Annotated in this window: 8 protein-coding genes; all 8 read left to right on the top strand. The window is 68.0% G+C overall.

The genetic code is table 11. From position 1 onward, the window contains the following. Nucleotides 1-61: 61 nt before the first annotated feature. The 8 genes from N2M23_RS05825 (at nt 62) to N2M23_RS05790 (ending at nt 12,028) form a co-directional block, all read left to right on the top strand. Nucleotides 62-2,065 (top strand): APC family permease, encoded by a 2,004-nt coding sequence (locus tag N2M23_RS05825; RefSeq protein ID WP_425270187.1) that lies wholly within the window; start codon nt 62-64, stop codon nt 2,063-2,065. Then, nucleotides 2,062-3,342 carry a class I SAM-dependent RNA methyltransferase gene (locus N2M23_RS05820; protein ID WP_265443996.1) on the top strand — a complete coding sequence of 427 codons (1,281 nt, stop codon included), beginning with the start codon at nt 2,062-2,064 and terminating at the stop codon, nt 3,340-3,342. The genes N2M23_RS05825 and N2M23_RS05820 overlap by 4 nt, the downstream gene beginning before the upstream one ends. Nucleotides 3,343-3,411: 69 nt before the next feature. Next, on the top strand, nt 3,412-5,304 hold the full coding sequence (locus N2M23_RS05815) for a glycoside hydrolase family 84 protein (protein ID WP_265443994.1): 1,893 nt from the start codon (nt 3,412-3,414) through the stop codon (nt 5,302-5,304). Between the two features lie 166 nt (nt 5,305-5,470). Next, nucleotides 5,471-8,155 (top strand): aconitate hydratase AcnA, encoded by a 2,685-nt coding sequence (gene acnA / locus N2M23_RS05810; protein WP_265443993.1) that lies wholly within the window; start codon nt 5,471-5,473, stop codon nt 8,153-8,155. 250 nt (nt 8,156-8,405) lie between these two features. Beyond that, the gene (locus N2M23_RS05805; RefSeq protein WP_265443991.1) at nt 8,406-9,194 is read left to right on the top strand and encodes an ABC transporter ATP-binding protein; all 789 of its coding nucleotides are present in this window, start codon (nt 8,406-8,408) and stop codon (nt 9,192-9,194) included. After that, nucleotides 9,191-10,036 (top strand): ABC transporter ATP-binding protein, encoded by an 846-nt coding sequence (locus N2M23_RS05800; protein ID WP_265443989.1) that lies wholly within the window; start codon nt 9,191-9,193, stop codon nt 10,034-10,036. The genes N2M23_RS05805 and N2M23_RS05800 overlap by 4 nt, the downstream gene beginning before the upstream one ends. Next, nucleotides 10,033-10,914 carry a branched-chain amino acid ABC transporter permease gene (locus tag N2M23_RS05795; protein ID WP_265443987.1) on the top strand — a complete coding sequence of 294 codons (882 nt, stop codon included), beginning with the start codon at nt 10,033-10,035 and terminating at the stop codon, nt 10,912-10,914. The genes N2M23_RS05800 and N2M23_RS05795 overlap by 4 nt, the downstream gene beginning before the upstream one ends. Further along, complete coding sequence (locus N2M23_RS05790; RefSeq protein WP_265443986.1) at nt 10,907-12,028, top strand: branched-chain amino acid ABC transporter permease; 1,122 nt, start codon at nt 10,907-10,909, stop codon at nt 12,026-12,028. Before N2M23_RS05795 ends, N2M23_RS05790 begins: the two co-directional genes overlap by 8 nt. Nucleotides 12,029-12,044: the final 16 nt, after the last annotated feature.

The following is a 12,044-nucleotide window of genomic DNA, read 5'->3' as shown; positions in this document are numbered from 1 at the left end:
CGCCGGAAGGTAATGAACCGGCGCACCGGGAAGCCTCGCGGTCGCCGTACACTCTCGCGTTGTGTCTGTGACAGGTCGCGCGGTCAAGCGCCTCGTCGTTGGTCGCGCGATGCGCAGCGACAGACTCGGCGAGACGCTACTGCCCAAGAAGTTGGCGTTGCCGATCTTCGCCAGCGATGCGCTGTCGTCGGTGGCCTACGCGCCGGACGAGATCCTGCTGACGCTCGGCCTCGCCGGGGGCAGCTTCGCCTTCACCCACTCCTGGCAGATCACCATCGCCGTGGTGTGTGTGATGGCCGTGGTCGTCGCGTCCTACCGGCAGAACGTGCATGCCTACCCCTCCGGTGGTGGTGACTACGAGGTCGCCACCACCAACCTCGGCCCCAAAGCGGGCCTGACCGTCGCGTCCGCGCTCCTCGTCGACTACACCCTCACCGTTGCGGTATCGGTGTCCTCGGGTGTGCAGAACGCCGCATCCGCGGCACCGTTCCTGCACGGCCACGAGGTCGAGGTGGCGGTCGCGCTGATCGTCGGCCTGACCGCGATGAACCTGCGCGGCGTGCGCGAGTCCGGCTCGTTCTTCGCGGTGCCGGTCTACTTGTTCATGCTAGGCATCTTCGCGCTCGCGATCGTGGGGGTCGTGCGCAAGCTGCTCGGGGACCTGCCCGCCGCGGAGAGCGCGAAGTTCACGCTCGCGCCACAGCCGGACATGGACACGCTGTCGCAGCTGGCGGTGATGTTCCTGCTCCTGCGTGCGTTCTCCAGCGGTTGCGCGGCGCTCACCGGTGTCGAGGCGATCTCCAACGGTGTGCCGGCCTTCAAGAAGCCGAAGAGCCAGAACGCCGCGACCACGCTGCTGCTGATGGGCGCGATCTCGGTCACCATGCTGATCTCGATCGTCACCCTGGCCAACTGGACCGGCATCCACATCCAGGACCCGGACCGCCCCGGCACCCTGCTGCTGAACGGCAAGCCGGTCGAGAACTACAACGAGGACACCGTGCTCGGCCAGTTGGCGCACGCGGTCTTCCAGGGGTTCCCGCTCGGCATCATCTTCGTCTCGATCGTCACCGGCGTGATCCTGGTGCTGGCCGCCAACACCGCGTTCAACGGGTTCCCGGTGCTCGCCTCGATCCTGGCGCGTGACGGCTGGCTGCCCCGTCAGTTGCACACCCGCGGCGACCGGCTCGCCTACTCCAACGGCATCCTGATCCTCGCCGGTGCGGCCACCCTGCTCGTCGTGGTGTATGACGCAGAGCCCACCCGGCTCATCCAGCTCTACATCGTCGGGGTGTTCGTCTCCTTCACGGTCAGCCAGACCGGCATGATCCGGCACTGGAACCGGCTGCTCGCCACCGAGGAGGACGCGGGCGGGCGGCGCAGGATGAAGCGGTCCCGCATCATCAACGGGGTGGGCGCGGTGATGGCCGGCACGGTGCTGGTCGTCGTGCTGCTCACCAAGTTCACCCACGGCGCCGGGTACGCCGTCGCGGCGATGTTCGTGTTGTTCCTGTTGATGGTGCAGATCCGCCGTCACTACTCGCATGTCGGCAAGGAGCTGTCGCTGGCCGAGGGCATGGATGACCAGCTGCTGCCGTCCCGGGTGCACGCGATCGTGCTGGTCTCCAAGCTGCACAAGCCGACGATGCGGGCGCTGGCCTACGCACGAGCCACCCGGCCGTCGGTGCTGGAGGCGGTCACCGTCGACGTCGACCCCGACGAGACGACCGCGTTGCAGGAGGAGTGGGAGCGTCGGGAGATCCCGATCACTCTCAAGATCATCGCCTCGCCATACCGAGAGATTACCCGCCCGATCATCAACTACGTCAAGGCAGTTCGTCGGGACAGCCCGCGTGATGTGGTGATGGTCTACATCCCTGAGTACGTCGTGGGCCACTGGTACGAGCAGCTGCTGCACAACCAGTCCGCGCTGCGGCTGAAGTCGCGGCTGCTCTTCACCCCCGGAGTCATGGTGGCGAGCGTGCCGTGGCAGCTGCACTCCAGTCAGGGTCAGGAGGGACGCGTCGACGGCCCGGCACCGGGTGCGGTGCGGCGCGGTCGATGAGCGCGCCCCAGCGCGGTCGTGGTCGACGTGATCGACGTCGGCCCAGAAGCCGTGCCAGTCAAGGGGATTCGCTGCTCGGACAGCGACTGACGCTCGACATCGAGGATGTCGCGCAAGGCGGTCACTGCGTTGCGCGGCATGACGGCCGGGTCGTCTTCGTGCGGCATTCCCTCCCGGGGGAGCGGGTCGTCGCCGAAGTCACCGACGGCGGCACCGGGTCCCGCTTCCTGCGCGCCGACGCGGTCGAGATCCTCACGCCTTCGCCCGAACGCCGCCCCGCACCATGCGTGTATGCCGGGCCCGGTCGCTGCGGCGGATGCGACTGGCAGCACACCTCCGCTCGCTTCGGGCGTGAGCTCAAGACCCGCGTGGTGCGCGAGCAGCTGCGCCGGCTGGCCGGCATCGACTGGGACGGTGAGGTCGAGGTCGTCCCGGGTGACGAAGATGGTCAACGCTGGCGCACGAGAGTCGAATTCGCGGCCACCCCACGAGGCCGGATCGGCCTGCGGCGTCATCGCTCGCACGATGTCGTGCCGGTCGACGACTGCCTGATCGCCGTGCCGGAGGTCGCCGCCACCGGGCTGCTCGGTGAGGTGGTCGAGACCGGAGTGACCGGCGTCGACGTCGCGGTCGACTCGTCCGGGGAGGTCGTGGCGATCGACCTGCCCGTCGTCGACGAGGTGCCGAATGTCACCGAACGCGTGCAGGTTCCGGCCGGTGAGCGCAGCTTCGCGGTGTCCGCGCGCGGCTTCTGGCAGGTGCACCCGGGCGCGGCGAGCACGTTCGTCACCGAGGTGCTCGACCGGCTGCGACCGCAGCCGGGGGAGCGGGTGCTCGACCTCTACTCCGGTGTCGGGGTGTTCACCGCGTTCCTGGCCGATGCCGTCGGCACCGACGGCCGGGTGCTCGGCCTCGAAGGTGACGCCCGCGCGGTGCAGGACGGCCAGGCCAACCTGGCCGGACTGCCGCAGGCGAACCTGCAGCGTGCCGACATCGGCCGCGACGGGTGGCAGGCCGCGATCGACGAGCGCCTCGACCGGGTCGACCTGGTCGTGCTCGACCCGCCGCGCACCGGCGCCGGCCGCGAGGTGATGGAACAGCTCGCCGCGCAGGACCCCCGCGCGATCGCCTACGTCGCCTGCGACCCGGCCGCTCTCGCTCGTGACCTCTCCTACGCCGCCGACGCCGGCTACCGGGTGGCCTCGCTGCGGGCCTTCGACGCCTTCCCGATGACGCACCACGTGGAGTGCATTGCGGTGCTCGAACCCAGTGCCTGATTTCCCAGCCGCCGAATTCATCGGATGTAACTGCCACCTCCTGGCCGCCGGCGCACTACCGTCGGCATCATGCGAGGAACCCTGATCCGATTGCTGGCAGCCGGTGCGGTGCTCGGGACGGCGGCCGTCACCCCGCCAGCGGCGCACGCCGACACCGCGGGCCCGCGGCCGACCATCCCGGTGATCTCGCCGACACCGCAGTCCATGACGCGCTCGGGCGGACACGTCCAGCTGGCCGGCGCGGTGCAGCTGGTCACCGACCACGCGACAGATCCGGCCGCGAAGAAGGCGTTGCTGCAGGTGCTCGCCGATCACGGCGTGCGCGACGTCAGCGAGGTGGCACCAGGCTCTGAGCAAGTCGGCGCGGTCACGATCCGCCTCGGCAACGCTCGCCCCGACATACGAAAAGCGTTGGGGGAGACCGAGATTCCCGGCAGGGACGAAGGGTATGCGCTCGTCAGCGGTGGCCGCGACATCACGATCGGTGGTGCGGACGGAGCCGGCCAGTTCTACGGCGTGCAGACCTTCCGGCAGCTGTTCATGACGCCGAATGCCCGCGCCGTGGCGCAGGTGCGGGTCAGCGACTACCCCGCGATGCCGCTGCGCGGCGCGATCGAGGGTTTCTACGGGCAGCCGTGGTCGCAACAGGCGCGCCTCGACCAGCTGGACTTCCTCGGCTCGGTCAAGGCCAACACCTACATCTATGCGCCGAAGGACGACCCCTATCACCGCGACCAGTGGCGCACGCCCTACCCGGCGGACAAGCTTGCCGAGCTGCAGGCGCTGGTTACCCGCGCTAGCGCCAACCACGTGCGCTTCACCTTCGCGGTGTCGCCGGGCAATACGGTCTGCCTCTCCAGTGCCGCCGACCGCGCGGCGATGAAGGCCAAATTCCAGCAGCTGTATGACGCAGGCGTGCGCGCCTTCTCCATCCCCTTCGACGACATCAACTACACCAAGTGGAACTGCGCCGCCGACCAGGAGAAATACGGAGCGCCCGGCCGCGGGTCGGCCGGCGCCGCGCAGGCCGACTTCCTCAACGACATCCAGCGCACCTGGATCGACAAGCACGACGGCACGTTCGCGCTGCAGACCGTGCCCACCGAGTACAGCGACCTGGCCGACTCGGCATACAAGACCGCATTGCGCACGAAGCTCGACCCGGCCGTGGTCGTGCAATGGACCGGCACCGACGTGGTGCCGCCGAGCGTGACCAACGACGATGCCGAGCAGGCGGCGGCCAACTTCGGCCGCAAGGTGTTCCTCTGGGACAACTACCCGGTCAACGACTTCGGTCAGACGAGCGGGCGGCTGCTGCTCGCGCCCTACGCCTACCGCCAGGCGGGGTTGTCGGATCATCTGGCCGGCGTCGTCGCCAACCCGATGAACCAGGCCTACGCCAGCCAGGTCGTCGAGTTCGGCGCCGCTGACTTTGCCTGGAACGACACGCAATACGACGCATCACGCAGCTGGGCCGCCGCGATGTCGGCACTCGCGGGCGGCGACCCGAAGGTCGCGTCGGCGCTGCTGGTGCTTGGTGACATGGAGCATGCGGCCCCGACGTTCGGTCCGAAGCTGTGGCAGCCGCAGGCGCCTGTGCTCGCGGCGAAGATCGACGCCGTCAACGGGGCGACCGGCGCGCGGCGCACCGCCGCGCTGCGCGACCTGCGCGCCTATGCCGTGCGCATCGAGCAAGCGCCGGCGATCATCCGCGGGAGCAAGATCGATCCAGGGTTCCTCACCGATGCCGGCTCGTGGCTGGATGCGATGGAGCACTGGGGTGCGGCGTTGGTAGCCGCGGTCGACGGCGACCGCTCCGCCGCACGGCGCGAGATGGACGCGGCTCGCGCCATACGCGTCGATCCGTCGCCCAACCGCTGGGGTTCGGTCGAGCCCAAGGTCGGCGACGGAGTGCTCGACGTGTTCGTCCAGTCGGTGATCGACTCCGCCGACCAGGGTTGAGCGCGGGCGGCGAGGTGGGAGAATCAGCCTCGGTGGTGGTCGCAGCGCGGCCGGCGAGCAGTTAGGTTCACCTTCACTGACTGGCGCAGGGGCCCTGTGATTCACTTATCTTGACGTCAAGATAAAATGCTTGGTGAAGCAAGAAGAGACTGACGAAGGAGTCGGCGTGAGCCCCAGCACCAACAGTTTCGGAGCGCAGGACACCCTCACCGTGGGTGGGGAGTCCTACGAGATCTATCGCCTCGACAAGGTCGAGGGCAGCAAGACCCTGCCGTTCAGCCTCAAGGTGCTGCTGGAGTGCCTGCTGCGCACCGAGGACGGCGCCAACATCACCAAGGAGCACATCAACGCGCTCGGTCAGTGGGACGAGACCGCCCAGCCGAGCACCGAGATCCAGTTCACGCCAGCCCGCGTGATCATGCAGGACTTCACCGGCGTGCCGTGTGTGGTGGACCTCGCCACCATGCGTGAGGCCGTCGCCGACCTCGGCGGCGACGCCAAGAAGATCAACCCGCTCGCGCCGGCCGAGATGGTCATCGACCACTCGGTGATCATCGACGTCTTCGGCCGCCCGGACGCGTTCGAGAAGAACGTCGAGATCGAGTACGGCCGCAACAAGGAGCGTTACCAGTTCCTGCGCTGGGGTCAGACCGCGTTCGACGACTTCAAGGTGGTGCCCCCGGGCACCGGCATCGTCCACCAGGTCAACATCGAACACCTGGCGCGCTCGGTGATGACCCGGGAGAACGCCGACGGGGTCAACCAGGCCTACCCCGACTCCTGCGTCGGCACCGACAGCCACACCACGATGGTCAACGGCCTCGGCGTGCTCGGCTGGGGCGTCGGCGGCATCGAGGCCGAGGCGGCGATGCTCGGCCAGCCGGTGTCGATGCTCATCCCGCGCGTCGTCGGCTTCAAGCTGACCGGCGAAATCCCTTCCGGCGCAACGGCAACCGACGTCGTGCTGACCATCACCCAGATGCTGCGCGAGCACGGCGTGGTCGGCAAGTTCGTGGAGTTCTACGGCGACGGTGTCGCCTCGGTGCCGCTGGCCAACCGCGCCACGATCGGCAACATGAGCCCGGAGTTCGGCTCGACCTGCGCGATCTTCCCGATCGACGACGTCACCCTCGACTACCTGCGCCTCACCGGCCGCACCGACGAGCACGTCGCGCTCGTCGAGGCCTACGCCAAGGAGCAGGGCCTCTGGCACGACCCGAGCGTCGAGCCGCGCTTCTCCGAGAAGCTCGAGCTCGACCTGTCGACCGTCGTGCCGTCGATCGCCGGCCCGAAGCGCCCGCAGGACCGCATCGTGCTGGCCGACGCCAAGCAGAAGTTCGGCCTGGACGTGAAGAACTACGGCGTCGAGGGCGACTTCCGCGAGGCGCAGGTGACGCCGCCGGAGGGTCCGGCATACGGCCTGAAGGACGGCGCGGTCGTCATCGCCTCGATCACCAGCTGCACCAACACCTCCAACCCGTCGGTGATGATGGCCGCCGCGCTGCTGGCCAAGAACGCCGTCGACAAGGGCCTGACCGTCGCGCCGTGGGTGAAGACCTCGATGGCGCCGGGTTCACAGGTCGTCACCGGCTACTACGAGAAGGCCGGCATGTGGCCCTACCTGGAGAAGCTCGGCTTCTACCTGGTCGGCTACGGCTGCACCACCTGCATCGGCAACTCCGGACCGCTCAACGAGGAGATCAGCCAGGCCGTCCAGGAGAACGACCTCACGGTCGTCTCGGTGCTGTCCGGCAACCGCAACTTCGAGGGCCGCATCAACCCCGACGTGAAGATGAACTACCTGGCGTCGCCGCCGCTGGTCATCGCCTACGCGCTCGCGGGCACGATGAACTTCGACTTCGACAATGACGCGCTCGGGCAGGACCAGCAGGGCAATGACGTCTTCCTGAAGGACATCTGGCCGACGCCGGACGAGGTGGAGTCGACGATTGCCTCCTCGATCGACCGCGACATGTTCATCAAGGACTACGCCGACGTCTTCGCCGGCGACGAGCGCTGGCAGTCGCTGCCGACGCCGGAGGGTGACACCTTCGAGTGGGACGGCGAGTCGACCTACGTGCGCAAGCCCCCGTACTTCGACGGTATGGCGAAGCAGCCCTCGCCGGTCGAGGACATCAAGGGCGCGCGGGTGCTGGCCAAGCTCGGCGACTCGGTGACCACCGACCACATCAGCCCGGCCGGTTCGATCAAGGCCGACAGCCCGGCCGGCAAGTACCTGTCGGAGCACGGCGTCGAGCGCAAGGACTTCAACTCCTACGGCTCGCGTCGCGGCAACCACGAGGTCATGGTGCGCGGCACCTTCGCCAACATCCGGCTGCGCAACCAGCTGCTGGACGGTGTGGAGGGCGGCTTCACCCGCGACTTCACGAAGGACGGCGAGCAGTCGACGATCTTCGACGCCGCGGAGAACTACGCCAAGGCGGGCACTCCGCTGGTCGTGCTCGGCGGCAAGGAGTACGGCTCGGGCAGCTCGCGCGACTGGGCCGCCAAGGGCACCCGGCTGCTCGGGGTGAAGGCCGTCATCGTCGAGTCGTTCGAGCGCATCCACCGCTCCAACCTGATCGGCATGGGTGTGCTGCCGCTGCAGTTCCCGCAGGGACAGAACGTCGAGTCGCTCGGGCTGGACGGCACGGAGACCTTCGACATCACCGGGGTCACCGCACTGAACGACGGCGGTGACGTGCCGGAGACGGTGCACGTGACGGCGACCAAGGCCGACGGTGCGAAGGTCGAGTTCGACGCCGTGGTGCGCATCGACACCCCCGGTGAGGCCGACTACTACCGCAACGACGGCATCCTGCAGTACGTCCTGCGCTCGCTGGTCGACTGACGAACGCGCCTGACACAGGCCAAGATTCGGCGCCGCGGTGGCTTGACCACCGCGGCGCCGCTTTGTTGCGCGCGCGGTTGGTAACGAATTAGTCACAGCCGCGAGTGTGTCGGCCAACACTGGCCGGTAACCCGTCACAGTTACCGCCAGCGAGGATGTTTGTGACGGGGGTCACATGCAACTCCGCGACCCCGTCCCATCCGTCAGTGCGGTGTCGTCAACCCCCGCACGATCCTCGGTCAGGAGCAACGTGCTCACGATCTCCGATCTCAGCGCGCGCTACGGGCGCTCGGTGTCCGCCTTGCGCGGGGTTTCCTTCGAGGTGCCCGATGAGTCGATCGTCGCGGTCCTCGGCAGCAACGGTGCCGGCAAATCGACTCTGCTGCGGGCGATTTCGGGCACGCTCGGTCTGCATGGTGGGCAGCTGACCAGCGGCCGGATCAGCCTGGACGAGCAACGCCTCGATCGCCTGGACCCGGCTGCGGTCGTCCACCGCAAAGTGCTGCAGGTGCCCGAGGGGCGGCAGGTGTTCGGCCGGATGAGCGTCGAGGAGAACCTGCGCGCCGGTGGCCTGGCCACCGAGCCGGGCAAGCGTGCCGCCGCGCGCGCTGCGGTGCTCGAGCTCTTCCCGGTGCTCGGCCAGCGACTCGACCAGGCGGCCGGCCTGCTCTCCGGTGGTGAGCAGCAGATGCTTGCTATCGGCCGAGCCATGATGGCCGAGCCGCGGCTGCTATTGCTGGATGAGCCCTCGCTCGGACTTGCGCCCCAGATGATCGAGCGGATCGGTGAGGTGATCACCGAGATCAACGGCCGCGGCACCGCCGTCCTGCTCGTCGAGCAGAACGCAGCGATGGCACTGCAATTGGCGCATCAGGCCGTCGTGCTCGAGGTCGGGGAGCTCGCCCTCGCCGGAGGCGCGGCCGAGCTCGCGGAGTCCGAGGACGTGCAGCGTCTCTACCTCGGCGGTCAGCTGGAGGCCGACGACGAGCCCGTCCGGCCGGCCCGGGTGCGGCGCACGCTGGGGGTGTGGCAAGGATGAGCGCCGACAGCGCGACAGATCAGCTCGACGACCTGCCCGAGCGCAACGTCCAGCCGCTCGAGATCGACGGTGTGACAGTTGGTTTCGGTGGCATCACGGCGTTGGACGACGTCTCGTTCACGGTGCAGCCACGGACGATCCATGCGCTGATCGGGCCGAATGGCGCGGGCAAGTCGTCGTGCTTCAATGCGATCACCGGTGTCTATCCCGTGCGTAGCGGGCGGATGCGGCTGGGCGATGTCGACCTGACCGGCAAGTCACCTCATCAGGTCACCCGACTCGGCATCGGACGCGCCTTCCAGAACATCGCCCTGGTGGGGGAGTCCAGCGTGCTGGACAACGTCATGCTGGGGCGGTACAGCCTGACCCGCGGCGGATTCCTGTCCTACGGGCTGCGCGCACCGTGGACCATGCGCGCCGAGCGGCGTCATCAGGACCGGGCGGCCGAGATCTGCGACTTCCTCGGCATCGGGTCGCGGTTGCACCAGCGGGCGGGTTCGCTGCCCTACGGCGACCAGAAGCGGGTCGACATCGCACGGGCGCTGGCGGTCGAGCCGACGGTGCTGTTACTCGACGAGCCGGCGGCCGGCATGAACTCGGCGGAGACCGCCGAGCTTGCCGAGCTCATCGAGCAGATCCGGCACGGGCTCGGCATCTCGATCCTGTTGGTCGAGCACGACATGGGACTGGTGATGGGCCTCGCCGACCGGGTCACCGTGCTCGACTTCGGCAAGCACATCGCGGACGGGACGCCGGAAGACGTGCAGCGCGACCCCGAAGTGGTGCGTGCCTACCTCGGCACCACCGCGGACCGAACCGGTGAGAAGGAGGAGCGGGCATGACGACGTTCGTGCAGGCGATCGTCAACGGCCTCGGCGAGGGCGCCGTATTCGCTTTGCTGGCATTGGGTTTCGTGATCATCTACAAGGCGACTGAGACGGTGAACTTCGCACACGGGTCGCTGGCGCTCTTTGGTGGATACGTCATCTACCGGGCCAAGGAGCACCTGCCGTGGTTTCCGTCCGTCGTGATCGGGGTGGTCGCCGCGGCTCTACTCGGCCTACTGATCGAACGACTGCTCCTGTCGCGGGCGAAGAACGCGACACCGGACAGTCTGGCGATCCTGACGATCGGCGTCGACATCGTGATCCTCACCGAGATCACCCGGCGCCTCGGCACCGCCGCGGCGCCGTTTCTCGGCGACCCCTACGACTCCAAGCCGATGCACCTTTTCGGGGCGACCGTCTCGCGCACCTATGTCGTCGCGCTGATCGTGGCACTGCTGCTGATCGGACTGTTCTTCGCGGCCTTCCGCTACACCAACTGGGGCCTTGCGATGCGCGCCCAGGCGGAGAACCGCGAAGCGTCCGCGCTGATGGGCATCCGCAGCTGGCGGGTGACCGCGAGTGCCTGGCTGGTCGGTGGTGGCCTGGCAGGGATCGCGGTGATCTTCTTGGCCACCAACGACATTGGCGGCGGGTCCGGTCTGCTGGCATCGCACACCGTGGCCTTTGCGGCCTTCCCCGCGGCGGTGCTCGGTGGGCTGACCTCGGCCGAGGGCGCGGTGGTCGGCGGCCTGCTCGTGGGGCTCACTGACTCGATCGCATCGCAGTATGTCGATCTCAACTTCGCCAGTGTGGCGGTCTACCTGGTGATGCTCCTCGTCCTGGTCGTCCGACCTGCCGGACTCTTCGGAAGGGTGGAACAAGCTCGTGTCTGAGGCAGTCGAAGCGCCAGTCGTCACCGCGCGTCGCGACCACGAAACTGTGCGCACCGCAGTCAAGTACGCGTTGATCGTCGCCGCGGGCATCGTGGTGTGGCTGCTCCCGGCATACGTGAAGAACGAGTGGCTGGTCGTGCTCATGTGGATCATGACCGGGGCGGTCGGCGCCATGGGGCTGACGATGCTGGTCGGGCAGGCCGGCCAGCTGTCGCTGGCGCACACCTTCTTCCTGCTTGTCGGCGGCGTCGCCTATGCGGTCTTTGCCAGCAAGGGCACCAGCGAATACATCGGATTCGGTTTGCCGACACTGCTTTCCGCGGTGCTCGCCGTCCTGGTCAGCGCCGCGGCCGGTGCGCTGTTCGCGCCGATCTCCGGACGATTGCGGGGCATCTACCTCGGCGTCGCCTCGCTCAGTCTGGTCTTCCTCGGCTTCTGGCTGGCCAATCAGTTGCCGTCGCTGGCCGGTAGCGCCTCGAGCGGTCGCTATGCGCCGTCGCTGAACTTCTTCGGCTTCGACTTCGGGGTGCAGACACCCTCGCTCTACGTGCTGAACGTGCCGATGGGCCAGACCGAGCGCACCTTCTGGTTGTTCGCGGCGCTGACCGCGATCGCCTACGCCCTCGGCCGCGGCGCGATGAACGGCAGAGTGGGGCGCGGCTGGCGTGCGGTGCGTGACAACGAGGCGATGGCCGCAGTGATGGGCGTCTCGGTCGTGCGGCAGAAGGCGATGGCGTTTGCGATCTCCTCGGCATACGCAGGTCTCGCGGGCGTGATGACCGTCTGGTGGTACTCCGGGCTGATGAAACCGGACGAGGCGGTCGACCACGGCACCTACAGCACCACGGTCGCGATCTCGTTCCTCGCGATGTGCGTGATCGGCGGGCTGGGGTCGCTCGGCGGCTCGGTGATCGGCGCGGCTCTGGTCTTCGGCCTGCCGCTCGCGCTCCCGCTCATCCGGTCCGAGGACACCGTCAGCGCCGGTGGCACCGCGTTCACCCCGGTCGTCATCACCAACCTCATCTACGGCGCGCTCATCGTGCTCATCGTGATCTTCCAGCCACGCGGCCTCGCCGGGCTGTGGGATCGGGCAATCCGATTGGTGCGCCGATGAATTCGCCCCGTCATAC

It is taken from the genome of Flexivirga meconopsidis, assembly GCF_026162425.1.
Lineage (GTDB): Bacteria > Actinomycetota > Actinomycetes > Actinomycetales > Dermatophilaceae > Flexivirga > Flexivirga meconopsidis.
This window is presented reverse-complemented; position numbering and strand designations above follow the sequence as displayed.

What these genes read in the sequence shown, in the direction of transcription:
- N2M23_RS05820 (WP_265443996.1), top strand. Translation starts at nt 2,062, where the DNA reads ATGAGCGCGCCCCAGCGCGGTCGTGGTCGACGTGATCGACGTCGGCCC.
- N2M23_RS05815 (WP_265443994.1), top strand. Translation starts at nt 3,412, where the DNA reads ATGCGAGGAACCCTGATCCGATTGCTGGCAGCCGGTGCGGTGCTCGGG.
- N2M23_RS05800 (WP_265443989.1), top strand. Translation starts at nt 9,191, where the DNA reads ATGAGCGCCGACAGCGCGACAGATCAGCTCGACGACCTGCCCGAGCGC.
- N2M23_RS05795 (WP_265443987.1), top strand. Translation starts at nt 10,033, where the DNA reads ATGACGACGTTCGTGCAGGCGATCGTCAACGGCCTCGGCGAGGGCGCC.